Consider the following 25,214-nt stretch of genomic DNA (forward strand, 5'->3'; position numbering starts at 1 on the left):
AGACGACAACTGCCTTATTTGAAACTATAGTTCGCGCTGGCATAAAAGCGCCGGCCGCGCGGGTCCGTATAGGTTGGATCATACCCGGACAGGAAGTAATAGGCCTGGTTCGAATACGGCGGGCTGGTATTGAACAGATTCTGGATGCCGGCGCGCAGCTTGAACTGCTTGCTGACGGCATACGCGCCCGACATGTCCCAGATCGTGTAGGCCTTGACCCGGTTGGCCGCCACCACGCTGCCATCGTCGATATTGATGGCCGAGTTCTGGTCCTTGTAACCGGTCGAATAAGTGTTCGACAGGCTGGCCGAGTACGGGCCCAGGTCCCAGTCCAGGGTGATCGTATGGCGCCAGCGCTGCACCACGCCGTCGGTGACGAAGGCGTTCAGGTTGCTGATATAAGCGTCGCCGGGACTGGTCTGGATTTTCGACGCCAGCACATAGGTGCCGCTCAGGTGGCCGCCGAAACGTCCCCATGCCGTTTTCACGCCGTGCAGGTCGGCCGTCAGGTCAATGCCCGAGGCTTTTTGCCCGCCGCGGTTTTCCTTGCGCAGTTCGATGTAATCGATCAGGCCATCTTCGTCGCGGTGCACCAGATCGCCGTACTTGGCCAGGTTGCCCAGGATGATGTCGTCGCCGATCTCGCTGATCAGATTGGTGCGCTTGATGTTCCAGTAGTCCGCACTGAAGGTCCAGTGCTTGCTTGGCTCCAGCACCAGGCCGGCCGAGAACTGGCGGCTGCGTTCCGGTTTCAGTTTGTCGTTGCTGTAACGGCGCGTATCCCAGTTGTCGGCGCAGACGGAATAATCATTGCCTTCGCCGGCGCAGTAGACGGGATCGGGCAGGGTCGCCGTGCTGCTGTAGACGGTCGGGCGGTGCAGGTCCGACATCGACGGCGCGCGGAAGCCCTTGCCGGCCGAAGCGCGCATCAGCAGCTGCTTGTTCGGCATGAAGGTGAGACCGATCTTGGGACTGAGCGCCCCGCCCACCTGCTGGTAATGGTCGTAGCGGCCCGACAATTGCGCCTGCCACTGCTTGGTGAACGGCAGCAGCAGTTCGCCGTAGATGGCTTGCACGTTGCGGCTGTCGCTGGTGGCCACGCCGCCTTCGGGCGCCGCATCGTTGTTGATATTGTCGCTCATCAGCAGGGCCGAGGGACGGAAGTCGGTGCGCTCGCGCCGCACTTCGCCACCGACCGCCAGCGCCAGGTCGCCGCCGCCCATCGCCATCAATGCGCGCGAGACCTTGAAGTCCAGCGCGTCCATGGTGCCGCGCGCATGGCGCACTTCGTCGTTGACCTGGATGCTGTCGAGCAGCGCACGGCCAGCCGCACTCGATGGACCGAAGGGGTTGATGCGGCCGTCCGCGATGCCTTCGAGCAGCTGGTCGTACAGCACATAGCCATGCGTGTCGCGGTCCTTGACCACGTTGACGCTGTGATTGAGGCCCACGTCGTAATCCCAGCCGGCCAAGGTGCCGGTGGCGCCCACCACGTAGCGCTGGCTTTCGCTGGTCAACTGGCTGGTGCGCATGCCCGCTTCATTGAGGCGCATGCGCAGTTCCAGTTCGCGCCCCGTCTGATTACCCTCTTCATCGACGATGCTATCGAGGCCCGTATTGGCCAGCTGCGGTACCTTGCTGTAATCAAGATAGCCGATCACGCGCGCCGACGAGCCCACGTAATAGCTGCGCGAACGGCTCAGTGCCGCTTCCGCATACAGCTGGTGGTCGTTATTGATCTTGAAGACGCCGCGCGTGAGCAGGTTCTGCTTGTCCGTCTTCGGATACAGCTCGGTGTCGCCCATGTAGTCATAGGTACAGGCATCGACGCCGCCGGTACCGTTCGGCAGGTACAGATTGGCCGCCGGCGCGCAGTTCGGGATCGCGAAATTGATCTGGCGATTCGTGATCGGCTGGCCGTTGAGCAGGAAGCCGTTCGCCTGTAAATGGTCGCGCTGCTCGCCCGACAGGCGGATATTCGCCGGGCTGGTAAAGCTCGACAGCAAATGCCCGAGGCGCTGCGGGATCTGCAGATTGGGAATGAACTTGCGCTGCGAGGTGCTGAGGCGGTCGGTCTTCTGCACGTCCAGCACGGCAAACACGTTGTAGCGGTCGGTGGCCAGGTCGCCGAAACCGGCCGTGATGCTGGCCGTGCGCTTGCCGGCGCCGCCTTCATCGGTACGACTGCCATACACGTTCAGGTCCAGGCCCTGGTAATCCTTGCGTGTAATGAAGTTGATCACGCCGCCGATGGCGTCGGTGCCATACAGGGCCGAGGCGCCGTCGAGCAGCACTTCCACGCGCTGCAGCGCGGCGGCCGGGATATTGTTCAGGTCCACGCCGGTGTCGTCGCCAGGCGAAGCGAAGTTGGCCATGCGCCGGCCATTGAGCAGCACCAGGGTCGACGAGGTGCCCACGCCGCGCAGGTTGGCGCTGTTGAAGCCGCGCTGGTCGCCGCCCACGTTGATGCTGGCGCCATCCGTCAGGCCGCCGACGTTGGCCGACACGCGCGCCATCAGTTCGGCCGCCGTCGTCACGCCGGCCTTTTCGATGTCGGCGCGCGTGATGACCTGCACCGGCAGCGCCGTTTCCGATTCGAGCCGCTTGATGGCCGAACCGGTGATTTCCACGCGGCGCAAGGCCGGGTCAATCTCGCCGTCCGCCGTTTGCGCCAGCGCGCCGTGGCCCATGCCCAGCGCCGCCGTCATGCCGATTGCCCCCAGCGCCAGGCGCACCGAACGCGCCAGCTCGGATTCACGCGGCACACCGCGCCCGCTTCGATTTTCTACTTGCATTTGTATGCTCCTGATGGTGTTGACCCTGAATTTTTATGTGGACTGCTTTTTTGTTTTACTACTGCCTTGCGCTGCTTGACTGCGGATTTTCTCGGGCCCTGCACGCCATGTTCGCCGCCATACAGATAGGCCGCGATGACATCGCTCAGGCGCGCGGCCTTTTCGACATTGCCCTTGTTCGATACCATCAGCGCCACGGCCAGCGCCTCGATCATGGCCAGCGCCGTGCTGGCGCTGCTGGGCAATACGGGATGGGTGCTTTGCGCATACAGCGCATGGTCGGCCAGCTCGGCCAGCGGCGAAGCCGGCGAATCGGTCAGCGCCACGATATGGGCGCCCCGGTCGCGCGCGAAGCTGGCCAGTCCAATGCAATCGAGCGTATAGCGCGGGAACGAGATCACCACCAGCACATCGTGCGACGTCAGGTTGACCAGGTGGCCGGCCGCCACTTCCGAGCCGCCGATGCCCACCACTTCCACCACGTGCGGGCAGAACGGCTGCAAGTGCTGCACCAGCATGCCGGCCAGGTTGGCCGACAGCCCGAAGCCCATCACGTAGACGACTTTGGCGCGCGTCAGGCGCCGCACCACGGCCTGCATCTGCGCCAGCGACAGGCCATCGGCCGTGGCGGCGATATTGGCGGCCGCGTATTCCAGGCTTTGCGTGACGGGCGAGGTGGCGCGCGCGCGATGTTCGATGGTGTGGCGCAGCTTGTCGACCGGCTGCAACAGCGACTGCAAGGTTTCGGCCATGGCGCCGCGCATGGCCGAATAATTCTTCTGGCCGATGTCGCGCGCAAAGCGGCTGATGGTGGCGGTCGATACCTGGCAACTGTCGGCCAGTTCCTCGATGCCGAGCGCCGTGACGCGCATCTGGTTGCGTAATAAATAGTCGGCGATCTGCCGGTGCGAAGCGGAGCCCGTGGCCAGCACGCGCATCAGGGTCTGGCCCAGCGCAGACTGCGCAAACGCGGCATCCGGCGCATGGACGCCGGCGACGCTGGAGGCAGGACTGGCGGTTGACTTCATGGTGCTGGCGGCCTGTGTTTGACATGCGAAAGACATGCAGCGTCGTTCAGAAAACGGCTGCTGGAATCCACTGTACTCATATCAAAAACAAAACTCAATCAATATCTGTAAAAGGATTTTCATTTATTTACTTAGTGAAAATAATGCTACATAATCGACGCAAAACCCGCCCACCATGCCCCGTTTTGGAGCGCCTCATCATGCAAGTTCGCCAGCACACCATCTCCACGCCGCATGCCAGCGTTGCCTATCAATTAAGCAGTTTCCATTTCGGTAGCGTTGCCGCCGACAGCCGCAGCGGCAAGAAAGTCTATATCCAGGCGGCCCTGCATGCGGATGAAGTACCGGGCATGCTGGTCGCGCAATTCCTGCGCCGCGAACTGCTGGCGCTGGAAGCGGCCGGCAAGCTGCTGGGCGAAGTCATCCTGGTACCGGCGGCCAATCCGATCGGCCTGGCGCAAGCCATCCACGGCGCGCCGTTCGGCCGTTTTGACTTGTCGACCGGCATCAACTTCAACCGCGCCTACCGCCATGTGGCCGACGAGCTGAAAACCACGCTCGACGGGCAACTGGGGCCGGACACGGGCGCCAACGTGGCGCTGATCCGCGAGCAGGCGCGCGCGTCCGTCGCCAGCTGGGAACCGCGCACCGATGCGGAAACCCTGAAAAAAACCCTGCTCGGCATGGCGATCGACGCCGACATCGTGCTCGACCTGCACTGCGACAATGAGGCGGCACTGCACCTGTACACGGGTACGCCGCTGGCCGCGCAGCTGGCGCCCCTCACCGCCCTGCTGGGCGCGCGCGCCGTGCTGCTGGAACTGGCGGCCGGCGAGGAACCGTTCGACGAAGCGTGCAGCCGCTTGTGGTGGGACCTGGACAGCCACTTCCAGGGCCGCTACCCGATCCCCGCCGCCTGCCTGTCGGTGACGGTGGAGCTGCGCGGCGAAGTGGAGGTGAACTACGCGCTGGCCGAGCATGACGCCCGGGCCCTGCTGCGCTTCCTGGCCATCGAAGGCGTGCTCGATATGCCAGGCGCGGCCGACGACCTGCCGGCGCCGCAATGCGTGCCGACGCCGCTGGCCGGCGTGGAACCGATCCTGGCGCCACATGCGGGGGTGCTGGTGTATTTGCGCGAAATGGGCGATGTGCTGGCGGCCGGCGACGCGGTGGCCGACGTGATCGACCCCGTCAGCGGCGACACCACCACCCTGCGCTGCACGGTGGCCGGCGTGTTCTTTGCCCGCAGCGCGCACCGCCACGTTTTACGCGGCATGAACGTCGGCAAGGTGGCCGGCGCCGTCGCCTACCGCGGCGGCAGCCTGCTGAGCCAATAAGAAGACCACACCCATGAAAAAATCGTTCAAGCTGCCCAATACCTTCGTCCTCCTGTGCGGCATCCTGGCCATGATCGCGCTGGCCACCTGGCTGGTTCCCGGCGGCAAATTCGACACCCAGCTGGTGAACGGCAAGCAGCTGATCATTCCCGGCACCTTTCACTACGTGGACAACAAGCCGCAGGGACTGGCCGCCTTGATGATGTCGCCCATCAAGGGCTTTGTCGACGCCAGCCTGATCATCGGTTTTGTCCTGATCGTCGGCGGCGCCTTTGCGGTGCTGCAGAAAACCGAAGCGTTCGACTCGCTGATCAAGGCCATCGCCAAGGCCCACACCAGCTCGCGCTTCGTGCGCGCCGCCATCATTCCCGTCTTCTTCACCATGTTTTCCCTCGGCGGCGCCACCTTCGGCATGAACGAGGAGGCGATCCCCTTCATCTTGATCTTCGTGCCGCTGGCGCTCGCGCTGGGCTATGACACCATCACCGGCGTCTCGATCCCGTTTCTCGGTTCGCAGGTGGGCTTTTCCGCCGCCTTCCTGAACCCCTTCAATGTCGGCATCGCGCAGGGCATCGCCGGCGTGCCGATCTTTTCCGGCATCGGCTACCGCCTGATCGTGTGGAGCATCGCCACCGCCGTCAGCATCCTGTTCCTGATGTGGTACGCGGCGCGCATCAAGCGCCACCCCGAGAAAAGCCCCACCTATTTGCTCGACATCGAAAAACGCAGCGAGCACACGATGGACCTGGACAGCTTCGCCGGCATGACGCGCACCCACCGCGCCGTGCTGTGGATCTTCCTCGGCACCCTTTTGACCATGGTGGTTGGCGTGGTCAAGTACGACTGGTTCATCGACGAAATCGCCGCCCTGTTTCTGGTCATGGCCATCGTGGTGGGCCTGGTCGGGCGCCTGGACGCCGACAGCCTGGTCGCCTCGTTCGTGCAAGGCGCGCGCGACATGGTCGGCGTGGCGCTGGTGATCGCGCTGGCCCGCGCCACCATGATCCTGGCGCGCGACGCGCAGATCATCGACACCATGCTGCATGCGCTGACACCGCTGGTGGCGTCATCGAGCCCCGTGTTCGCCGCGCAGAAAATGTTCTTCATGCAGACCGTGATCAACTTCTTTATCCACTCCGGCAGCGGCCAGGCGGCGCTGACCATGCCCATCATGGCGCCGCTGGCGGATCTGGTCGGCGTGACGCGCCAGACCGCCATCCTGGCATTCCAGTTCGGCGAATTCACCACGCCGATGATCCCCACCTCCGGCATTACCGTCGGCGTCCTGGCGCTGGCGCGCGTGCCATGGATTACCTGGGCCAAGTGGATGATTCCGCTGCAGCTGATTTACCTGGTGCTGGCGCTGCTGCTGCTGATACCGCCTTGTTTGATGCATTGGCAGTGAAAATCATCGTTCTGAGATTATTTTATTTCCATCAAAAACTTCACCGCCACAAAGATAAAATTAGACAAATAAAAAATAATTTTAATTACTTAAAAAAATATAAGAATAGATGAAAAAAATAAAAATTAAATTAGTTTCAATTGGTCAACTACCAATTGATTTTCAAGAAAAAAATATCCTCAAATGGAAATCATCTGCATTTGAAGTATCAAAAGAAATAGAAAATTTTTCACTTACATGCGATTCCGACGGACCGGACTGGGCCTTTTCAGATGAACTTGTGAGGAAGCAAATCCCAAGAGATTTCGATGCGGATTTCATTGTGGCGATTGTAAACGCCCCGATTGAAGACAACTATTACTCACGTAGACTAGGAAATAATCAAATTGTTTTTACGTTTTATGAGACGAAAGACATTCTTGAACATTACAATATTCCAATTGAAAATATCGTCTATAGAATGCTTTATGCATATACCCTGATATATAAACGAGCAGGAAATCGCATTCCTGGAATCGATGAGATGCAAGGACTTACACACGATGAAACAAGGGCATGTTTGTTTGACATGAACGGGATTAAGACAGACCTTGCGGCTTCATGCAGCAACGCTAAGATTTGCGGTCAATGCCAAGAACAACTACGACGAGATAGGGTATCAAATCATTTGATTGACGCCGTGAAGAGCGAGATCAAAAAAATACGCAAAGATTTATATTATCGAGCTTTTGACTTTATAAAAAAGCATCCTCTATGGTCGCTCGCACTCTCAAGCTTATTCGCAATTACACTTGGAGTTACTGGATCAGTTACGGCATCATTTCTTTATGACGCCATTAAATAAAAATAGTAATTTACCGAAGATAAATTATTTAAATTTATTGAAATAAAGAATCAGTAGGAATACACTCACAAAAACAATAAAAATATTTCAATACCAATCGAGAAGGTCAGAACTTTATTTTACCTACACAAATATGTACGCTAAGACGATTGTAATTGTGTCAGCTTTCAGATGTTTAACTAGCCAATGACCCATATAAAACCTCGCAATCCCGCCCTGCTGAGCGACAGCGACGTGGAATACGCCAACTTCAGCTGCTGCGGCGATGAAGACCTGGTTTTCCTGCGCTGCCCCGCCTGCGGCCATATTTCGGTGCAGTGCTACGAGTGCGAGACGTGGTATGTCGATCTGGCGGACACCAGCCGAATGGAGAGCAGCTTTTTGTCTGGTGGTGATGAGCGGCTGGCGTGTTCGAGCTGCGGCGTGCCGTTCGAGGACTTCTGTTATCTGATGGAAGGGGTGGTGGACAAGTACCTGCCGACCGCCGCGCAGGTGATCGCTGCCGGCCATGGCCGGCACCTGGTACGCCATCTGCGGGAGCAGCGTGGGGTGGTCTTGACGCCGCCAAGTTAGTGTCCTTTTCACCCCTAACGCAGATACTGGGGTCGGACCCTCAGGGACTCGGCGTCCCCGTCCGACCCAGGCACTTTCGCCGTTCGAGTTGAGCCAGCTTAAGTTGACGGCATTGCAGCCATCATTACAGCCTTACCACATGATCACGCGCTGTTCCGGCGGCAGATACATCGCGTCACCCGGCTTGATGCCGAAGGCTTCATAGAAACCTGGCTGGTTCATGACGGTGCCCTTGGCGCGGAATTCGCCGGGCGAATGCGGATCGCTCTTGATCTGCGCGATGGCCGCTTCAGGGCGCAGCTTGGCGCGCCATTTTTGCGCAAAGCCGATATACAAACGCTGTTCGCCGGTCAGGCCGTCGATCACCGGCGACGGCTTGCCGCCGAGCGAGCGGCGATAGGCGTTATAGGTCAGCGACAGGCCGGAGTTGTCGCCGATGTTTTCACCGAGGGTCAGCTCGCCGTTGATGTGATAGCCGGGCACCGGGCTGTAGGCGCCGTACTGCTTGACCAGGCCTGCGGCGCGCGCCTTGAAGGCGGTGCGGTCCTCGGCCGTCCACCAGTTGCGCAGGCGACCGTGGGCGTCGTACTGGCTGCCGGAATCGTCGAAAGCATGGCTGATCTCATGGCCGAAGGTGATGCCGAGCAGGCCGTAGTTGACCGCGTCTTCGGCCTTCACGTTGAAGAACGGCGGCTGCAGGATGGCGGCCGGGATCGTGATCGAATTGAGGGCCGGGCTGTAGCTGGCGTTGACGGTTTGCGGCGTCATCGACCATTCGTCGCGGTCGACCGGTTTGCCCAGTTTGTCCAGGTTGTTCTGGCGGCCCCAGGCGCGTGCGGCGCGCACGTTGGCGATCAGGTCGTTCGGCTGGGTTTTCATGCTGCTGTAGTCGCGCCATTTTTCAGGATAGGCGATCTTCGGCTTCAGGCCCGCCAGCTTGAGCTGGGCTTCCTTCTTGGTCTCGGGGCTCATCCAGTCCAGATTGTCGATGCCTTCCTTGAACGAGGCCACGAAATTGTCGAACATGGCCATCACGCGCGGCTTGGTTTCAGGCGGCAAATACATTTCCACATAGCGCTTGCCAACGGCGTCGCTGATGGCGTTGTCGGTGAAGCGCAGCGCCAGCTGCCACTGCGGTTCGCTTTGCGGCACGCCGCGCAGCACCGTGCCTTCGAAGGCGAAGCGCTCCTTGACGGTGGCGCTGTCCAGGTAGGACGCATAGCTTTCGACGATGCGCCAGTTCAGGTAGCTCTTCCAGGATTCCAGCGGCATCTCGGCCACGGCTGCCGAGAAGCCGGTGAAAAAGCTGGGCTGGCGCACCACGGCCATGGACGCTTTCGGCGCCAGGCCGGCGGCGGCAAAGTAGGCCTTCCAGTCAAACGCCGGCGCCAGTTCGCCGAACTGGTCGAAGGCGACGCGGTTGTACGACTTGACCGGATCGCGCATCTGCACGCGGGTCCATTGCGCTGCGGCCAGGCGCGTTTCGATCTCGAGTACCTGGGCGGCATGCGCGGCGGCGGCCTTGTCGCCGCTCATGGCCAGCATGGTCTCGACATGCTTCTGGTATTTGGCGCGCACGGCCGCCAGCTTGGCGTCGTCGTCCTTCAGGTAGTAGTCGCGGTCGGGCAGGCCCAGGCCGGACTGGCTGATGTTGACGGTGTAGTTTTCCGGGTCTTGCGCATCGGGCGCGACACCGGCCGAAAACGGCGTCTGGATGCCGCTGCGTTGCAGGAAAGCGAACAGCGCCGGCAGGTCCTTCTTGTCCTTGACGGCCGCCACGCGCGCCAGTTCGACGCGCAGGGGCTTGAAGCCGGCGGCGTCGCGCGCCTTGTCGTTCATGAAGCTGGTGTACAGGTCGGCGATCTTGTGCGTCTCGCTGCCGGCCTTGCCGGGATTCTTGACGGTGGCGTCGATCAGGGCGCGCAGCTGGCCCTGGGCGATTTCACGCAATTCGATATACGTGCCCCAGACCGATTTGTCGGCCGGGATCTCGGTGTTGCGGGTCCAGATGCCGTTGACGTAGGCATAGAAATCGTCTTGCGGACGCACTGCCGTATCGAGCGTTTTCATGTCGATGCCCGAGACGGGCGCCAGGGCATTGGGGGCTTGCTGGGCATGCAGCGAGGGTGTGGCGAGAGCGAACAGGGCGCAGCAGGCGGCGCTGATAAGCGAACGATGCACGAAGATTCCTTTGGTTGTGAGTGAGACTTCCTGTTGAAGAACATGCTGGGTACAGACATGCAAGCGCAGGATTATACTCACAGACGGGTGCTGCAATGCAGCAAGATCAAAGGCTGGATTACCACTCTTTTTCGCTGGCGATTTGCGCGGGCGAAGATGACTGGCATTGCTGTCAACAGGGCTGGAAAGAACCGGGGGCGCCGCCCGTCCTGACTGCCTGTGATGGGGTCTTGCGATGTACTGCGGATGCTGTTGCGGGTGCTGCGTGCTGCATGGTGCTGCAGCGCTTACAGCACGGCTTTTTCCGCGGCGCTCAGACGCTTGGCGCTGACATACACGGTGTGCGTAACGGTGGCGTCGGCGCTGGCAACCACGCTCGCCGGCGCGGCGCGGAACGTCGGTACCGAGGCGGTGGCGATGCTGGTGGCGGCGGCGATGGCGATGATGGCGACGAAGATGGCTTCCATGTTTTTGGCGATGTTCATGATGGTGTCCTTTGGGTGGTGGGTTGTGTGCTGCGATGATTGAACTTTAGGCGCATCGCCCCACAAGCACCACCGGATTGCGACCAACTGCGCAAAACGCGGGACAGAATACTCACTGGAAGGATGGAAAGCTAAGTAATCGTCAGGAAATTATTGTGAAGTTATGACGAACAGGACCGGATGCTATGCAAGGCGCCGACTGCGACGCAGTGCGAGCACTGCTAGCAGTTGGCAACACAGCAGAGCGCCGGTGATGGAAGTCAGAAATCACAAGAATTTATTGGGGGTTACTTAGCGCGCCCAGTGCGGCAAATACTCTTGAACCACTTCTTCGACGGCCTTTGCTTGCAAGGCATCCCGCCGGCGCTTGAGAGGATCGCGCTCAGGCAAAGCACTCATCCATTGTTTGAAGCGGACAAAGGCCGTGGGATCGAGTGTATTCATCCGAGCCATATCGCCATTGGTGGCGACGATGACTGCCGAGAAGGGAGGCGAGTCCAGCAGTTCCTGGGCACGTGGTGCTTGAGCCACCCAGAAGTCCTCGTCGTCATTGCTCAACCGGATAGGATGCGGGTCGCCAATCGCCTGCTCGCGGCGGATAATATCAACCTCGAAACCGTCCTTGTTAACAGCCGTGTATTTTTTAGAATTTCGGATACGAAACGTTGGATCTACTTTTTGAAGCACACCCAGCATTGAGATGTCGACCTTGCTCAAGGCAGTGGCAAATGCAACTCTTTTTCTGACATCCCAAAGCAAGTCAATGTCGCGTGTCGCCACCGCATCGTCTTCAAAGATAATGCCCGCCGCCGATTCGTAAGCGTAGAGTGCGTGGGTGCCGACCACGCGAAAGTGTTCGCCCAATTTGGTGACTGCCAGACGATTCAGAATGTCCACGATGATAGGCGCAACCCTTCCAACACGCAGCGCACGGTTCATTCTTTTATGTTTGGATAACGACGCCTTCAGCCCGTCTCTGCGCAACTCGGCTAACTCTTTTCTCTGACGAAAACTGGCATACATTGCCTCTGTTTCAGGCGACCGGCGGCCCAAACTCTTTTCACTGCCGGAAGCGGTGGTACGCACCAGATAGGCATCATCAGGAGCGGCCATGGGCCCCCTGTGCCAATACATACCGCCACGTACCTTGGCGGCCTCCGCCAGCGCCTCTTCATAAGCTTCAAAAGTGGCAACCGCATCAATGTACTGCCGTGTGGCATCGGCTGGCAGTTCCAACATAGCAAGCTCCTCGGTATATTTTCATTATTTTTCAAATTATACCGAAAAACTTTTAAAATCAATATCTTGAATCATAAAAACAAGACAAAAATGTTTTCTACTGATCAGCGCCGATAACTCACTGCCGGTAAATATCGGGCACATACTTCTCCATCAGCGACTCAGGCCGCAGCGGCGCCGTGAACCCGTGGCGCGCATACAGGCCGTGCGCGGTGCTGGTGGCCAGCATGAAGCGGCGCAGGCCCTGCAGGCCGGGATGCGCCATGACGGCGTCCATCAGCTGCTTGCTGTAGCCCCTGCCGCGATATTCTTCCAGCACATACACGTCGACCAGGTAGGCGAAGGTGGCGTGATCCGTGACCACGCGGGCGAACGCCACCTGGCGGCCGTCAAGCAGGCCGCCAAAGCACAGGGAATGGTCGATCGCGCGCTGTACGGTGGCCAGCGGAATGCCGATGGCCCAGGTCGATTGCGTGCCGAGAAAATGGTGGATCGCCGGAACGTCGAGTTCCGTCTTGTCGGTGGTGATCTTGAAGGATGACATTGCGCTGGCCCGGTTGTCGTTGAAAACACGATCATCGGCCATTCTGGCGCTGCTGTCACCAGGGCTGGAAAGAACCGGGGGCGCCGCCCGTCCTGACTGCCTGTGATGGGGTCTTGCGATGTACTGCCGATGCTGTTGCGGGTGCTGCGTGCTGCATGGTCGAGCAGCGCTTACAGCACGGCTTTTTCCGCAGCGCTCAGACGCTTGGCGCTGACATACACGGTGTGCGTGACGGTGGCGTCGGCGCTGGCAACCACGCTCGCCGGCGCGGCGCGGAAGGTCGGCACCGAGGCGGTGGCGATGCTGGTGGCGGCGGCGATGGCGATGATGGCGACGAAGATGGCTTCCATGTTTTTGGCGATGTTCATGATGGTGTCCTTTGAGCGAGTGGTTCGGTAGGTTGTGTGCTGCGATGATTGAACTTTAGGCGCATCGCCCTGACAACACCACCGGATTGCGACCAACTGCGCAAAAGGCGGGACAGAATACAGACAGCTGCGATGAAACGCGTCACGGCCCTCAGAAGGTTTGCGGAACCGAGCGCAGCTTGTCGGGATTCCGCATGATGAACACCGCCACCACCTTTTCACCATCGACGATAAAGGACTGCGCCGATTCGAGCTTGCCGGCCACATAGCGCAGCAGCCCCGGTTCGCCATTGATCAGGGCCACGCGATAGCGCACTTGCGCCGGGAACTGGTGCTCCAGCGACCAGTAGACGCCGGCAACCCGCCCTGCTCCCTTGAGCACATGCAGGAAGGAGTTCACCTTGCCGCCGCCATCGGCCACCAGTTGCACGTCGTCGGACATCAGGGCGCGCATCGCCGCGCGGTCGCCCTTGCTGGCGGCCTCGGTAAATTTCGCCAGCAAATCGCGGTGCGCATCCCTGGGTACCGTGAAACGGGGACGCTCCTGCCGCACCCGCACTTGAGCGCGATGGGCCAGCTGGCGGCAGGCGACTTCGGACTTGCCCAGCACTTCGGCGATTTCCGCATAGTCGGCATCGAACACATGGCGCATCAGGAATGCCGCGCGCTCGTCGGCGGACAGCCTCTCCAGCGCCCACATGAAGGCGAACGACACATCGCTGGCCAGTTCCACCGCGCTTTCCGGCGTGTTCTCGTCCAGCTCGACCAGCGGTTCGGGCAGCCACCAGCCAACATAGGTTTCGCGGTCTGCCTTGCTGGTGCGCAGCCGGTCGATGGCCAGCCGGGTCACCACCGACACCAGCCACGCCTCGCAGGACTGGATCTGCGTTTTGTCACCGGCGTGCCAGCGCAGCCAGGCGTCCTGCAGCACATCCTCGGCATCGGCGCGCACGCCCAGCATGCGATAGGCGATCGAAAACAGCCTTGGGCGCAGCGCCGTAAAGAGGGCCAGATAGTCGGTGTCGGTGCGATGGTTCATCGTTATGCTCTTGTTCCCCAATACTACATCGATCGGCGGGGGTGTTAGAAACCTGGCGCCGGTTCTTCCGGGATCTGGTTGCGCAGCGAGAGGTTCAGCACGTTCCAACCACGAATAGCGGCGATGGCGTAGCTCAGTTCGACCACCTCGTTTTCATCGAAATGCTCGCGCAGTTCGGCATAAGCGGCGTCGGTATCGTCGCGCTGCGGCAGCGCATTGACGGCTTCGGCCCAGGCCAGCGCGGCGCGTTCGCGGGGGCTGAAGAACGGCGCTTCGCGCCAGCCGGCGATGGCATTGAGGTGACGCGGCTCGGCGCCCTGCTTGAGCAGGAAGCGCCAATGCATGTCGACGCACACGCCGCAACCGTTGATTTGCGACACGCGCAGGTTGACCAGCTCGAAAAGGCGCTCGCCGATCGCGCTCTGGCTGACCGACTTCGACAGGTTGATCATCGCCTTGAGCGAATTGGGAGCGAGGGAAAAGAAAGGCAGGCGGGCGGTATTGGACATGATGACCTCATTGGTTGGTTGGCGACCGCGCACCATGCGCTGGTCACAGTGATTAGACGTGCGACGCAAGCGCGTTGTGACAGATCCCGTGATTTATTTTCAAAACAGGCGAAAACTATCGCTTGTCACGCCTGCTACAAATGTGGCATGCTACAAATGTTACATGCTACAAATGTAGCCAAACTCATCGCCCAAGGAAAAAACATGCTGTCATTCGCACGCAAATGGATACTGGCCGGCCTGCTGTCCACTGCCGCCCTCACGCTACCGGCGACGGCCGCCGCCACCGATTTCGACAGCATGGTCACGGTCGGCCAGCACCAGCTGCAAGTGGCGCAGATGGGCCAAGGGCCTTATACCGTCGTGTTCGAAGCGGGCTTCGCCAGCGACCAGTCGGTATGGCGCAAGGTGGCGCCGGAAGTGGCAAAAAAAGCGGCGGTGCTGGTCTATTCGCGCGCCGGCTACGGCAAGTCGCCGGCGCGCACGACGCCGCTGACGATGGAGCAAAGCGTGGCCGAACTGGCCGCCGTGCTGGAAGCGCGCCAAGTGCAAGGCCCGCTGATCCTGGTCGGCCATTCGTATGGCGGTTTCTTGATCCGCCATTTCGCCGCCACCCATCCGCGGCAGGTCGCCGGCATGGTGTTCGTCGACCCGGCCGATGAAGGCTTCGAATCCGTCCTCAAGGGCATCGATGCGGCGCGCGTACGGCAGGACCAGCAGATGCTTGCCTCCAGCATCCCGCCCAAATGGCAGGGCGAGCTGCAGACGATCCAGGCCATCCTCGATGCAGGCAAGCTGCCGGCGGCGCCGGCGCTGCCCGACGTGCCGGCGGTGCTGATCACGTCGGTGCAGGCGCGCGCCGGTTCCGACTTTTTCCAGGAAACCCCGGACGTCATCAAGCTCAAGCGCCAGCGCCACGCCGCCTTCCTCAGCCAGTTTTCCAGCGGCGCCCATGTCTTCACGCCCAACAGCGGCCATGGCATCCAGCGGCAGGAGCCGGAGCTGGTGATCAATGCGATCGAGCAGGTGATGACGCTGGCCACGCAGAACGCGGCGCGCCTGGCCAAAGAGAAAGCAGCCGGTGCTGGCGTACAATAGCCAGCATCTTTTACCAGCAGAACCAGCGTTGAAACCATCATGAAAAAAGCCCCCGCATCGACCAGCGTCACCGAGACGCAAGGACTGGACAACCTGGCGCCGCGCGAGCGCCAGGTGGTCGAATGCGTGTACCAGCTGCGGGAAGCCACCGCGGCGCAGATCCAGGAGGCGCTGGGGCCGGACCTGAGCAATTCGGCGGTGCGCGCCATGCTGGGGCGGCTGGAAACGAAAGGCTTGCTGCGGCACAGAGTCGACGGCCAGCGCTATCTGTACAGCGCCGTGGCGCCACAGGCGCAGGTGCGCGAATCGGCCTTGAAAAAACTGGTCGGCACCTTCTTCAACAATTCCAAGGCCAGCGCGGCGACGGCTTTGCTCGGCATGTCGGGCAAACTCAGTCCGGAAGAACTCGACGACCTCGAAGCGATGATTGCAAAGGCGCGCAAGGAAGGCCGCTGATGGCGGGAACCGATCTCGCCCAGCTTCTGCTGAAGCATGGCGTGACGGTCCTGCTGCTGTTATGCCTGCTGCGGCTGCTGGCGCATGCCTCGGCGGCGCGCCGCGTGTTTGCCGCCCGCTGCGGCCTGGTGGCGCTGCTGCTGATGCCGCTTTTCTGGCTGTCGCTGCCGCCGATGCCGCTCACCATGCCGCTGGCCTTGTCGGCCCTGCTTGACCCGCCGCTGGTGATCCCCGCCAGCGTGACGCAGGCCGACGTCCCCGTACTGCGTGAGGCCATTTCCCTGCCCTTGCGCGCGGCCAGCCTCGGACGCTGGCTGCTGGCCGTCTACGTCATCGGCGTGCTGTGCCATCTGCTGCGCCTGGCGCTGAACCTGCGGCAGTTGCGCCGGTCCGCCGCTGCCGCGCGGGCAGTCGACGCCCCCGCATGGAGCGCCGCGCTGGCAAGGCTGCACCGCTCGCTGGGGCTGCGCCGCAAAGTAGCGCTGCTGGTGTCCGATGCGGCGCATTCGCCCTATAGCTGGGGCTGGCGGCATCCCGTCATCGTGCTGGACCGGCACAGCCTGGACAGCGCAGATCCGGGCGCCGTGCTGGCCCACGAACTGGCCCATGTGCGCGCGCATGACTGGATTATGTTGATTCTGGGGCGTGTGCTGCTGGCCCTGTATTGGTGGCACCCGCTGATGTATCCACTGCTGCGCACCCTCGAACACGATACCGAGTGCGCGGCCGACGATGCGGTGCTGGCGGCAGGCAGCAAGCCATCGCACTATGCGCACACGCTGCTGGCGGTGTCGCGCCATGCCTTCGGTGGCGATGCCGCAGGTACGGTGGAAAACCATATCGCCAGTCGTGGCGCCATGCTGCGCAAGCGTATCGCTGCGCTGCTGGAAGCGCATCGCCCGCGCGGGCGCGTCACGGCCCTGCAATGGTGGAGCGGAACGCTGGCGACAGTGGCGCTGCTGTATGTGCTCGGCAGCCTGCAGCTGCGCGGCGAACAGGTGCTGTGGCCGGACCAGCTGGTATCCGTGCCGATGACGAGTCTGGAGCCGCTCGGCTTCCTTGAAACGCTGGACAACCCGAATTTCACCCAGCTGGCCGCCGCCATGCGCGCCGGGGATTTTTCGCTGCGCCATGCGGAGAAAGTGGCATCGTTCCGCCAGCGCGCCGCCATCCCCTCAGTCCTGCAACTGCTGCGCTATCCCTCACCAGTAACGCGGCGCCTTGCCGTCTGGTCCCTGGGCGAGATGCGTTTTCCTGAAACGGCGGCCGCCGTGGCGGCGCTGCTGGCCGACCCCGATGCCTCGGTACGCGCCGAAGCGGCCGGCGCCCTGGGCGACATGGAAGAGACACGCTGGCTGGCGCCCATGATCGCGATGCTGAACGACCCGCATGCCGTAGTGCGCGCCCGCGTCGCGCATGCATTGGGCGATCTGCAGGCCACCGCCGCCATCCCCATGCTGCGCCAGCACCTCGATGACGCGAATGCCGAAGTGGCCGGCGAGGCGCACTGGGCGCTGGCGGAAATGCCCCAGTATTGGTGCGGTGTTATTTCAGCACCGGCCCCACATCGACCACATCGACGCCCTGCAACTGCCCCAGCCAGCCATCGAACCACGGCTTGTGCGACACGCCGACGATGGACAGCACGCGCGCGCCCGGCTGTTCGCGGAAGGTTTCGCGGATATTGGCGACCATGCGCAGGTTGCGGACTTCCCAGCCGGCCACCCACATTTGCGGATAGCCTTGCGGTGACCGCGCGCGCATGGCGGCGCTGACGTTGGCCTCGGCATACATCCGCAGGCTGGCCGCCGTATTGAGCTCGCGGTACAAGGGCAGCAGGTCCGGTGCCCGCATCATCGCTTCCTGCCGCTGTTCGCTTTCCTTCAATGCGGCACCACCTGCCGCCCATGCCGCTTCGATCGCCTGCACGAAGGGCTTGATATCGGGCAGATCGATGCGGTCGCCCGTATGGTTGTCGATGGCATGCACGCGCTGCAGCTTCAGGCGCGCGGCCAGGCGGGCCGCCAGCTGGTAGTTCTCGTTATTGCGCCTGGCCAGTTGCGCGAGTTTGTCCACCAGTGCCTGGTCCAAGCTGTCGCTCGCGCGCCGCTCCGGCGCCGGCAGTTGCAGCCACTGGACATAGGCCGAAGCGACATCGTTCGCCGCGAGGAAAAGCGCCGCCAGTCGCCGCCGCTGCGCCGGTGCCGCGTCCGCCGGCCAGGCCTTCAGGGTCCTGTCCACTTCGGCGAGGGCAGCGGGGACATCGAGCCCGGTGGCGGCCTTTGCCAGCGCGGTCGAGGCGCAATAGTCGGCGCCATATTTTGCGGGATGGCGCGCCGCCAGGTCGCATTCTTCGCCGGACTCGGTTTCAATCGTGATGATGCCCGGCTTGAATGCCGCCAGCCGGTCCAGCACGCCGTCCAGCGCTGCCGGATCGAAACCGTCCGGCATGGCGTTCAGGTGCATGGTGCCCAGCACCAGTACCTGGGCCCGCGGACCGGTCATGTCGCGATCGAGCGACGCCAGGTTGACCTGCGCCTGTGAGAAATAAGGCCAGGCCGCCGCCAGGCATACCATCGCCGTTGTCCATTTTTTCATGTGCCCCTCCCCTGCCTGTCATTAAAGATAGGGCAACTCTAGGAAAAACAGGGTACAGCCACAAGGCCGGTGCGGGCAGAATGCGTTTTGCGGGGGGCAGGCTGCCGAAACAGGGGGCCAGGCGTTGTCGCTTAAAGCGCGGCTTTTTCTTCGGCGCTCAGGCGCTTGGCGCTGACATAGACCACGTGGGTGGTGACGGCATCGGCGCTGGCATTGGCGACCGTTTTCGGCACCGAAGCGGTGGCCATGCTGGCTGCGGCGGCAACGGCGATGATAGCGATAACGATGGCTTCGATGTGTTTGGCGATGGTCATGGTCAAGTCCTTGGGATCAGTGGTGGTGTGCTGCGATGATTGAACTGTAGACGCAGCGCCCGCTACTTGCCACCGGATTGCGACCAAACGCGCAAATCGCGGAACAGAATACAAACAGCTCTGACGAAACGCAGAAACAGCGGAAAAACCGGCTACAGGCCGCATTTTGATGCGTGCAAGCCCCATTTCCGGCCCTCTCGACCCTGTCTGCGCCCCTAAAAGCCCTGATGCGGGTCAACCTTGTTTATAATCGCCGTACACTAAAGGACCTCTTTCATGACTGATCAATTCTCCAAAAAGGGCGAAGCCTGGTCGGCCCGGTTTTCCGAACCGGTCTCGGACCTCGTCAAGCGCTATACCGCATCCGTATTTTTCGACAAGCGCCTGGCGCTGTTCGATATCGAAGGTTCGCTGGCCCATGCGGAAATGCTGCATGCGCAAGCCATCATCAGCCCGGCCGATTACGCTGAAATCCAGCGCGGCATGGCGCAGATTTCGCAGGAAATCGCCGCCGGCCAGTTCGAATGGCTGCTGGACCTGGAAGACGTCCACCTGAATATTGAAAAACGCCTGACCGAACTGGTGGGCGACGCCGGCAAGCGCCTGCACACGGGCCGTTCGCGCAACGACCAGGTGGCCACCGACATCCGCCTGTACGTGCGTTCCGCCATCGACGACATCACCGCCCTGCTGGCCACCCTGCGCGGCGCCCTGACCGACCTGGCCGAGCAGCACGCCGACACCATCATGCCGGGCTTTACCCACATGCAGGTAGCGCAGCCGATCACCTTCGGCCACCATATGCTGGCGTATGTCGAGATGTTCGGCCGCGACGCCGAGCGCATGGCGGACACGCGCAAGCGCGTCAACCGCCTGCCGCTGGGCGCCGCCGCCCTGGCCGGCACCACCTTTCCGATCGACCGCCTGCGCGTGGCGAAAACCCTGGGTTTTGACGACGTCTGCCACAACTCGCTCGACGCCGTGTCGGACCGCGATTTCGCCATCGAATTCTGCGCCGCTTCGGCCGTGCTGATGATGCACGTGTCGCGCATGGCCGAAGAACTGGTGATCTGGATGAGCCCGCGCATCGGCTTCATCGACATCGCCGACCGCTTCTGCACCGGCTCGTCGATCATGCCGCAAAAGAAAAACCCGGACGTGCCGGAACTGGCGCGTGGCAAGACCGGCCGCGTCTACGGCCACCTGATCGGCCTGCTGACCCTGATGAAAGGCCAGCCGCTGGCCTACAACAAGGACAACCAGGAAGACAAGGAACCGCTGTTCGACACCGTCGACACCGTCATCGACACCCTGCGCATCTTCGCCGACATGGCCGGCGGCATCACGGTCAAACCGGAAGCGATGCGCGCGGCGGCCCTGCAAGGCTACGCCACCGCCACCGACCTGGCCGACTACCTGGTCAAGAAGGGCCTGCCGTTCCGCGACGCCCACGAAGCGGTGGCGCTGGCCGTGCGCGCCTGCGTCGACGCCGGCTGCGACCTGGCCGATTTGTCTTTGGCCCAGCTGCAGGCATTCTCGCCATTGACAGGCGAAGATGTGTTCGAGGTACTGACCCTGGAAGGTTCGGTCGCCGCACGCGATCACGTGGGCGGCACCGCGCCACGCCAGGTACGTGAAGCGATTGCGCGCGTGCGCACGCAGCTGGAAAAGTAAGCACCCTCGTAAGCATCACCTGCGCCCTGTCCGGGGCGCGGCTGCTATCATGCCTGCCTTCAGAATGATCTTTTGGGAGCAGGCATGAACAGCGTCAGCAACGCCATCGCACACACTGGCATCGGTATCGGCGGCACATCCATCGAAGCAGCACTGTCCACCTTGAGCGACATGACGGCCGGCATGGCCGCCATCGGCAAGGACGAACACGCGCAGCGCATCGCCACCGCGCAAGCGTACATGCGCGAGCAGGGCATCGCCGCCATCTACCTGAACGCAGGCGCCAACCTCGTCTATTTCACGGGCACCAGATGGTATGCCAGCGAACGCATGGTGGGCGCCATCCTGCCCGCCAGCGGCAGCCTGGAATATATCGCCCCCGCGTTCGAAGAAAGCACCTTGCAAGGCTTTATGCAGATCGAGGGCAAGGTCAACTGCTGGGAAGAGCATGAAAGCCCGTACCAGCTGTTCGTCGATGTGCTGGCGCGCATGGGCGTGGTACAGGATGCAGTCGCGCCGCCGCGCGTGGGCATCTGCGAAAGCGCCGCCTTCTTTATCTATGACGGCATACGGCCGCTGGCTCCCGGCTACGCGCTGGAAAACGCGCGTGCCGTCACGGCGTACTGCCGCAGCCGCAAGTCGCCAGCCGAAATCGCCCTGATGCAGCGCGTGATGGACATGACCCTGGCCGTGCACGTGGCCACCGCCAGCATGCTATACGAAGGCATCACGACGGTGGAAGTGGAGGAATTCATCAGCCGCGCGCACCGCAAGGTGGGTGCGCCGCGATCGTACTTCTGCATCGTGCTGTTCGGCGAGGCGACCGCCTACCCGCATGGCGTGAACTATGTGCAGACATTAAAGGCGGGCGACACGGTGCTGATCGACACGGGCTGCCAGGTGATGAACTATATCTCCGACATCACGCGCACCTATGTGTTTGGCGCCATCAGCGAACGCCAGCGCAGCGTGTGGAACAGCGAGAAAAAAGCACAGGCGGCGGCGTTTGCGGCGGCGCAACTGGGCGTGCCCTGCGGCGACGTCGACCGCGCCGCGCGCGTGGCGCTGGAAGCCGATGGATTCGGCCCCGGCTACAAGCTGCCCGGCCTGCCCCACCGTACCGGCCACGGCATCGGCATTGATATCCACGAGTGGCCCTACCTGGTCGGCAGCGACACCACGCCACTGGACGTCGGCATGTGCTTTTCAAACGAGCCGATGATCTGCATCCCCGGCGAATTCGGCATCCGCCATGAAGACCATTTTTATATGACGGAAAATGGCCCGCGCTGGTTCACCCAGCCGGCGCACAGCATTGATGATCCGTTTGGATTGGCCTGCTGATCTAGCGCACTGATAGCGTTTTCTGCCAGTTCCGGGCGGCGTGCAGTACCCTAACGATGCTCACGCCGCTCTTTACTGGCAGATAAAAAATCAGAAAATGATCGAAGTTCTTGACTCGCCACTTGCGCATGCCTTGCAGTGAAGGCTGAAGCGTTGACAACGGTGCACCCAGCTTGGGCTGCGCGGCAAGTTCAATAAAACTGGCCTCTGCATTGGACAAAAATTTCTCGGCAAGGCTGATGCCTGCATGCTCAGCCAAATAGACATAGTTATCCACCAGATCGCGCTGCGCTAATGCCCGCTTGTAAATGGTGGACATCTGGTTTTATTTCTTCAAGGAACTCATCCTTGCCTGTCCCTGTCGCCGGATGTCAGCCCAATCTGCCGCTGTCATCGGCGTTTCATCACTGGCCAAGCCCTCTATCAGGAGCGCTTCCAGTTCGCTTTCTGCAGCGCGCTCCTGGTCCGCCTGTATCAGCTGACGCACATATTCACTGACGCTGCCGTAACGGCCACCGGCAACCTGATCATCGACGAATCGTTTCAGGTTCTCCGGTATCGATATTTCCATATTGTCCATGACAGACCTCGCCAACTATTGAAATCTCAATATAGCCGAGAACAGCGGCAGGTCAAACACTTCATTCGCGCTTCGACACCAAGGTCAGGATGTCATAGCTGGCCACCAGCTCATCGTTCTGGTTGGTCACCTGCACGTCCCACGCCACCACGCCCTGGCCGACGCCAAACACGTCCTTGCGGTTGCGGTCGACCTTGCGCTTGCAGGTCAGGCGGGCGCGGATGGTGTCGCCGATGGCCACCGGCGCCACGAAGCGCAGGTTGTCCAGGCCATAGTTGGCCAGCACCGGGCCGACGCCAGGCGAGACGAACAGGCCGGCGGCGGCCGACAGCACGAAATAGCCGTGGGCGATGCGCTTGCCGAACTGCGATTCCTTCGCCGCGATTTCGTCGAAGTGCATGTAGAAGAAGTCGCCCGAGATGCCGCCAAAGGCGACAATATCGGCTTCGCTGACGGTGCGGCGGTGGGTCAGCAGCGAGTCGCCGGTTTTCAGGTCTTCGAAATGCTTGCGGAACGGGTGGATCGGGCTTTCGTTGACGGCCGCGCCACGCACGTATTCACCGGTCACGGCCGCCAGCATGGTCGGCGAGCCCTGTACCGCCGCGCGCTGCAGGTAGTGGCGCACGGCGCGCACGCCGCCCAGCTCTTCGCCGCCGCCCGCGCGGCCAGGGCCGCCGTGTTTCAGCTGCGGCAAAGGCGAGCCGTGGCCGGTCGAATCGACCGAGGCCTCGCGCTCGAGGATATGCACGCGGCCGTGGGTCGCCGCCACCAACGGCACCACGCGCGCCGCCAGTTTCGGATCGCGCGTCACCAGGGTGCTCACCAGGCTGCCCTTGCCGCGTGCGGCCAGCGCCAGCGCTTCATCGATATCGTGATAGCCCATCATGGTGCTGACGGGGCCGAACGCTTCCACGTCATGCACGGCGTCGTTGCCGAACGCATCGCGGCACATCAGCAGGGTCGGCGAGAAGAAGCTGCCATCCTGCGCGCCATCGCCCAGCGGATTGAAACCGTCGGCCGCGCCAAACACTACCTCGTTGCCCTTGGACAGGGTGGCGACGCGCTCGGCCACGTCGTTCTGCTGCTCTTTCGAGGCCAGCGCCCCCATGCGCACGCCGTCGATCGACGGGTCGCCCACCACCACCTTGGCCAGGCGTTCGCGCAGGCGCGTGCCAACGGCGTCCAGCAGATGATCGGGCACGATCACGCGGCGGATCGCCGTGCACTTCTGGCCCGACTTGCCCGTCATTTCACGTACCACTTCCTTGACGAACAGGTCGAATTCCACGTCGTCCGGCGTGACGTCCGGCGCCAGGATGGCGCAGTTGAGCGAATCGGCTTCGCCGTTGAACGGCACCGAATTGGCGATCAGGTTCGGGTTGGTGCGCAGCTTGGCGGCGGTGGCGGCCGAGCCGGTAAACGTGACGAAATCCTGGCCGTTCAAACGGTCCAGCAGGTCGCCGGTGGAGCCGATCACCAGCTGCAGGCTGCCTTCGGGCAGCAAGCCCGATTCATGCATCATGCGCACCACGGCCTGGGTCAGGTAGCTGGTGGCGGTGGCCGGCTTGGCGATGCAGGGCATGGCCGCCAGAAAGCTCGGCGCGAACTTTTCCAGCAGGCCCCAGATCGGGAAGTTGAAGGCGTTGATATGCACGGCCAGCCCGCCGCGCGGCACCAGGATGTGGGTGCCGGCGAAGCCGCCTTTTTTACCCAATGCGATGGCCGGGCCTTCGTGCAGCACGTTCGACGACGGCAGCTCGTTGCTGCCCATGCTGGCGTAGGCGAACAGGGTGCCCGTGCCGCCTTCGATATCGACCCAGCTGTCGGCGCGCGTGGCGCCCGACAGGTGAGAGATCACATACAGCTCTTCCTTGCGCTCGACCAGGTACAGCGCCAGCGCTTTCAGGCGCGCGGCGCGCTGCTGGAAGTCCAGCGCCATCAGGCCCGGCACGCCCGTCTTGCGGGCATAGGTGACGGCTTCCTCGAAATCGATCTTCTCGGCGTGCGTGTGATAAATCACGTTGTTGTTCAGGGCGCTGTGCAGCGGCACGGCGGCCGATTCGCCCAGCCAGCGGCCGGCGATCAGGCTTTGCAACGTTGAAATGTGAGCCATAGTTCGTATTCCTATATAGTTTATTGCGCGGCGGCGTTCTTGTGCAGATGCAGCGGCAGCGCCGATTCAAAATTGAGTCGCTGGCGGTTCGCTTCCACTTCCGTCAGCGCCTCGACTTCGCGCATGGTGTGCATGGAGCGCACGGCCAGTTCGTGGTACTGGCTGGTGCCCGAGGTTTTCCATTTGATTTCATCGTCAGTCAGGCTGCGGATGATTTTCGCGGGCGTGCCGACCACCATGCTGCGCGGCGCCACGATCATGCCGGCTTTCACGAAACTCATGGCGGCGACGATGGACTCGGCGCCGATGACCGCGTTGTCCATCACCACCGCGTTCATGCCGACCAGCGCATTGCGGCCGATGCGGCAGCCGTGCAGCACGGCGCCGTGGCCCACATGGCCGTCGACTTCGACCACCGTGTCGCAGCCGGGAAAGCCGTGCATGACGCAGGTGTCCTGCAGGTTGGCGCCCTCTTCCAGTATCAATCGCCCGAAGTCGCCGCGGATCGAGGCCAGCGGCCCGATATAGCAGCGCGGGCCGACGATCACGTCGCCGATCAGCACCGCGCTCGGATGCACATAGGCGGACGGGTGGACCACGGGGGTAACGCCGTTGATTTCGTAGACTTTGACCATGGTATTTTCCTTTTAACTATCGTGCCATGTGCGTAGGTCGGATTAGCCGGAACGG

The 25,214-nt window shown here is 61.8% G+C and carries 23 protein-coding genes and 1 pseudogene; 9 read left to right on the forward strand and 15 right to left on the reverse strand.

Features of this window, described 5'->3' with window-relative positions; genetic code table 11:
* Positions 1–14 precede the first annotated feature (14 nt).
* Complete coding sequence (locus ACP7B7_RS16365; protein WP_426077337.1) at positions 15–2,795, reverse strand: TonB-dependent receptor; 2,781 nt, start codon at positions 2,793–2,795, stop codon at positions 15–17.
* Entirely contained in the window at positions 2,786–3,823 is a 1,038-nt protein-coding gene (locus ACP7B7_RS16370; RefSeq protein ID WP_426077338.1) for a MurR/RpiR family transcriptional regulator, read from the reverse strand. Before ACP7B7_RS16370 ends, ACP7B7_RS16365 begins: the two co-directional genes overlap by 10 nt.
* Before the next feature lie 200 nt (positions 3,824–4,023).
* Here ACP7B7_RS16370 and ACP7B7_RS16375 point away from each other — a divergent pair, with 200 nt between their 5' ends.
* The 4 genes from ACP7B7_RS16375 to ACP7B7_RS16390 all read left to right on the forward strand — a co-directional run bounded on the left by ACP7B7_RS16375 (position 4,024) and on the right by ACP7B7_RS16390 (position 7,982).
* Positions 4,024–5,160: a succinylglutamate desuccinylase/aspartoacylase family protein gene (locus ACP7B7_RS16375; protein ID WP_426077339.1), complete on the forward strand. Its 1,137-nt coding sequence runs from the start codon at positions 4,024–4,026 to the stop codon at positions 5,158–5,160.
* A gap of 13 nt (positions 5,161–5,173) precedes the next feature.
* Positions 5,174–6,565 (forward strand): YfcC family protein, encoded by a 1,392-nt coding sequence (locus ACP7B7_RS16380; protein WP_308924362.1) that lies wholly within the window; start codon positions 5,174–5,176, stop codon positions 6,563–6,565.
* A 109-nt stretch (positions 6,566–6,674) separates the two neighbouring features.
* On the forward strand, positions 6,675–7,409 hold the full coding sequence (locus tag ACP7B7_RS16385) for a hypothetical protein (protein ID WP_426077340.1): 735 nt from the start codon (positions 6,675–6,677) through the stop codon (positions 7,407–7,409).
* A 186-nt stretch (positions 7,410–7,595) separates the two neighbouring features.
* The gene (locus ACP7B7_RS16390) at positions 7,596–7,982 is read left to right on the forward strand and encodes a hypothetical protein (RefSeq protein WP_308924360.1); all 387 of its coding nucleotides are present in this window, start codon (positions 7,596–7,598) and stop codon (positions 7,980–7,982) included.
* Between the two features lie 132 nt (positions 7,983–8,114).
* On the opposite strand, the gene ACP7B7_RS16395 is transcribed toward ACP7B7_RS16390, so the two are convergent.
* From ACP7B7_RS16395 to ACP7B7_RS16425, 7 genes are all read right to left on the reverse strand, one after another.
* Positions 8,115–10,163 carry a M13 family metallopeptidase gene (locus ACP7B7_RS16395; RefSeq protein ID WP_308924359.1) on the reverse strand — a complete coding sequence of 683 codons (2,049 nt, stop codon included), beginning with the start codon at positions 10,161–10,163 and terminating at the stop codon, positions 8,115–8,117.
* A 287-nt stretch (positions 10,164–10,450) separates the two neighbouring features.
* Positions 10,451–10,648, reverse strand: a complete 198-nt coding sequence (locus ACP7B7_RS16400) for a hypothetical protein (protein ID WP_308924356.1) — start codon at positions 10,646–10,648, stop codon at positions 10,451–10,453.
* A gap of 291 nt (positions 10,649–10,939) precedes the next feature.
* Positions 10,940–11,887, reverse strand: coding sequence for a GSU2403 family nucleotidyltransferase fold protein (locus tag ACP7B7_RS16405; protein WP_426077341.1), 948 nt, complete (start codon positions 11,885–11,887; stop codon positions 10,940–10,942).
* A gap of 118 nt (positions 11,888–12,005) precedes the next feature.
* Complete coding sequence (locus tag ACP7B7_RS16410) at positions 12,006–12,473, reverse strand: GNAT family N-acetyltransferase (protein WP_308924357.1); 468 nt, start codon at positions 12,471–12,473, stop codon at positions 12,006–12,008.
* A 128-nt stretch (positions 12,474–12,601) separates the two neighbouring features.
* Entirely contained in the window at positions 12,602–12,799 is a 198-nt protein-coding gene (locus ACP7B7_RS16415) for a hypothetical protein (RefSeq protein ID WP_308924356.1), read from the reverse strand.
* Positions 12,800–12,950: 151 nt separating this feature from the next.
* Positions 12,951–13,838, reverse strand: a complete 888-nt coding sequence (locus ACP7B7_RS16420; protein ID WP_308924355.1) for an RNA polymerase sigma-70 factor — start codon at positions 13,836–13,838, stop codon at positions 12,951–12,953.
* A gap of 44 nt (positions 13,839–13,882) precedes the next feature.
* On the reverse strand, positions 13,883–14,347 hold the full coding sequence (locus ACP7B7_RS16425) for a carboxymuconolactone decarboxylase family protein (protein WP_308924354.1): 465 nt from the start codon (positions 14,345–14,347) through the stop codon (positions 13,883–13,885).
* Between the two features lie 204 nt (positions 14,348–14,551).
* Between ACP7B7_RS16425 and ACP7B7_RS16430 the strand changes: the two genes are divergently transcribed.
* From ACP7B7_RS16430 to ACP7B7_RS16440, 3 genes and pseudogenes are all read left to right on the forward strand, one after another.
* Entirely contained in the window at positions 14,552–15,445 is an 894-nt protein-coding gene (locus ACP7B7_RS16430; protein WP_308924353.1) for an alpha/beta fold hydrolase, read from the forward strand.
* A 39-nt stretch (positions 15,446–15,484) separates the two neighbouring features.
* Positions 15,485–15,901: a BlaI/MecI/CopY family transcriptional regulator gene (locus ACP7B7_RS16435; protein ID WP_308924352.1), complete on the forward strand. Its 417-nt coding sequence runs from the start codon at positions 15,485–15,487 to the stop codon at positions 15,899–15,901.
* Positions 15,901–17,409, forward strand: a pseudogene (locus ACP7B7_RS16440) (M56 family metallopeptidase); the annotation flags it as partial. The gene ACP7B7_RS16435 and the pseudogene ACP7B7_RS16440, both read left to right, overlap by 1 nt.
* A 37-nt stretch (positions 17,410–17,446) precedes the next feature.
* Here ACP7B7_RS16440 and ACP7B7_RS16445 read toward each other — a convergent pair.
* The gene (locus tag ACP7B7_RS16445) at positions 17,447–18,499 is read right to left on the reverse strand and encodes a DUF5694 domain-containing protein (protein WP_426077342.1); all 1,053 of its coding nucleotides are present in this window, start codon (positions 18,497–18,499) and stop codon (positions 17,447–17,449) included.
* Positions 18,500–18,630: 131 nt separating this feature from the next.
* Complete coding sequence (locus ACP7B7_RS16450) at positions 18,631–18,813, reverse strand: hypothetical protein (RefSeq protein ID WP_308924350.1); 183 nt, start codon at positions 18,811–18,813, stop codon at positions 18,631–18,633.
* A gap of 276 nt (positions 18,814–19,089) precedes the next feature.
* Here ACP7B7_RS16450 and argH point away from each other — a divergent pair, with 276 nt between their 5' ends.
* Positions 19,090–20,487, forward strand: coding sequence for an argininosuccinate lyase (gene argH, locus ACP7B7_RS16455; RefSeq protein ID WP_308924349.1), 1,398 nt, complete (start codon positions 19,090–19,092; stop codon positions 20,485–20,487).
* Positions 20,488–20,571: 84 nt separating this feature from the next.
* Positions 20,572–21,831 carry a M24 family metallopeptidase gene (locus ACP7B7_RS16460; RefSeq protein WP_426077343.1) on the forward strand — a complete coding sequence of 420 codons (1,260 nt, stop codon included), beginning with the start codon at positions 20,572–20,574 and terminating at the stop codon, positions 21,829–21,831.
* 1 nt (position 21,832) lies between these two features.
* On the opposite strand, the gene ACP7B7_RS16465 is transcribed toward ACP7B7_RS16460, so the two are convergent.
* The 4 genes from ACP7B7_RS16465 to paaY form a co-directional block, all read right to left on the reverse strand.
* Entirely contained in the window at positions 21,833–22,150 is a 318-nt protein-coding gene (locus ACP7B7_RS16465) for a type II toxin-antitoxin system RelE/ParE family toxin (RefSeq protein ID WP_308924348.1), read from the reverse strand.
* A 6-nt stretch (positions 22,151–22,156) separates the two neighbouring features.
* Entirely contained in the window at positions 22,157–22,411 is a 255-nt protein-coding gene (locus tag ACP7B7_RS16470; RefSeq protein WP_308924347.1) for a type II toxin-antitoxin system ParD family antitoxin, read from the reverse strand.
* Between the two features lie 61 nt (positions 22,412–22,472).
* Positions 22,473–24,524 carry a phenylacetic acid degradation bifunctional protein PaaZ gene (paaZ, locus tag ACP7B7_RS16475; RefSeq protein WP_308924346.1) on the reverse strand — a complete coding sequence of 684 codons (2,052 nt, stop codon included), beginning with the start codon at positions 24,522–24,524 and terminating at the stop codon, positions 22,473–22,475.
* A gap of 20 nt (positions 24,525–24,544) precedes the next feature.
* Entirely contained in the window at positions 24,545–25,159 is a 615-nt protein-coding gene (gene paaY / locus ACP7B7_RS16480; RefSeq protein WP_308924345.1) for a phenylacetic acid degradation protein PaaY, read from the reverse strand.
* Between the last annotated feature and the right edge of the window lie 55 nt (positions 25,160–25,214).

It is taken from the genome of Janthinobacterium sp. PSPC3-1 (assembly GCF_049896105.1).
GTDB lineage: Bacteria > Pseudomonadota > Gammaproteobacteria > Burkholderiales > Burkholderiaceae_D > Janthinobacterium.

Bases quoted from the DNA above. Each gene is read 5' to 3' on its own strand.
- ACP7B7_RS16365 (WP_426077337.1), bottom strand. From the start codon at position 2,795: ATGCAAGTAGAAAATCGAAGCGGGCGCGGTGTGCCGCGTGAATCCGAG.
- ACP7B7_RS16370 (WP_426077338.1), bottom strand. From the start codon at position 3,823: ATGAAGTCAACCGCCAGTCCTGCCTCCAGCGTCGCCGGCGTCCATGCG.
- ACP7B7_RS16375 (WP_426077339.1), top strand. From the start codon at position 4,024: ATGCAAGTTCGCCAGCACACCATCTCCACGCCGCATGCCAGCGTTGCC.
- ACP7B7_RS16380 (WP_308924362.1), top strand. From the start codon at position 5,174: ATGAAAAAATCGTTCAAGCTGCCCAATACCTTCGTCCTCCTGTGCGGC.
- ACP7B7_RS16385 (WP_426077340.1), top strand. From the start codon at position 6,675: ATGAAAAAAATAAAAATTAAATTAGTTTCAATTGGTCAACTACCAATT.
- ACP7B7_RS16390 (WP_308924360.1), top strand. From the start codon at position 7,596: ATGACCCATATAAAACCTCGCAATCCCGCCCTGCTGAGCGACAGCGAC.
- ACP7B7_RS16400 (WP_308924356.1), bottom strand. From the start codon at position 10,648: ATGAACATCGCCAAAAACATGGAAGCCATCTTCGTCGCCATCATCGCC.
- ACP7B7_RS16405 (WP_426077341.1), bottom strand. From the start codon at position 11,887: ATGTTGGAACTGCCAGCCGATGCCACACGGCAGTACATTGATGCGGTT.
- ACP7B7_RS16410 (WP_308924357.1), bottom strand. From the start codon at position 12,473: ATGGCCGATGATCGTGTTTTCAACGACAACCGGGCCAGCGCAATGTCA.
- ACP7B7_RS16415 (WP_308924356.1), bottom strand. From the start codon at position 12,799: ATGAACATCGCCAAAAACATGGAAGCCATCTTCGTCGCCATCATCGCC.
- ACP7B7_RS16420 (WP_308924355.1), bottom strand. From the start codon at position 13,838: ATGAACCATCGCACCGACACCGACTATCTGGCCCTCTTTACGGCGCTG.
- ACP7B7_RS16425 (WP_308924354.1), bottom strand. From the start codon at position 14,347: ATGTCCAATACCGCCCGCCTGCCTTTCTTTTCCCTCGCTCCCAATTCG.
- ACP7B7_RS16430 (WP_308924353.1), top strand. From the start codon at position 14,552: ATGCTGTCATTCGCACGCAAATGGATACTGGCCGGCCTGCTGTCCACT.
- ACP7B7_RS16435 (WP_308924352.1), top strand. From the start codon at position 15,485: ATGAAAAAAGCCCCCGCATCGACCAGCGTCACCGAGACGCAAGGACTG.
- ACP7B7_RS16445 (WP_426077342.1), bottom strand. From the start codon at position 18,499: ATGAAAAAATGGACAACGGCGATGGTATGCCTGGCGGCGGCCTGGCCT.
- ACP7B7_RS16450 (WP_308924350.1), bottom strand. From the start codon at position 18,813: ATGACCATCGCCAAACACATCGAAGCCATCGTTATCGCTATCATCGCC.
- argH (WP_308924349.1), top strand. From the start codon at position 19,090: ATGACTGATCAATTCTCCAAAAAGGGCGAAGCCTGGTCGGCCCGGTTT.
- ACP7B7_RS16460 (WP_426077343.1), top strand. From the start codon at position 20,572: ATGAACAGCGTCAGCAACGCCATCGCACACACTGGCATCGGTATCGGC.
- ACP7B7_RS16465 (WP_308924348.1), bottom strand. From the start codon at position 22,150: ATGTCCACCATTTACAAGCGGGCATTAGCGCAGCGCGATCTGGTGGAT.
- ACP7B7_RS16470 (WP_308924347.1), bottom strand. From the start codon at position 22,411: ATGGACAATATGGAAATATCGATACCGGAGAACCTGAAACGATTCGTC.
- paaZ (WP_308924346.1), bottom strand. From the start codon at position 24,524: ATGGCTCACATTTCAACGTTGCAAAGCCTGATCGCCGGCCGCTGGCTG.
- paaY (WP_308924345.1), bottom strand. From the start codon at position 25,159: ATGGTCAAAGTCTACGAAATCAACGGCGTTACCCCCGTGGTCCACCCG.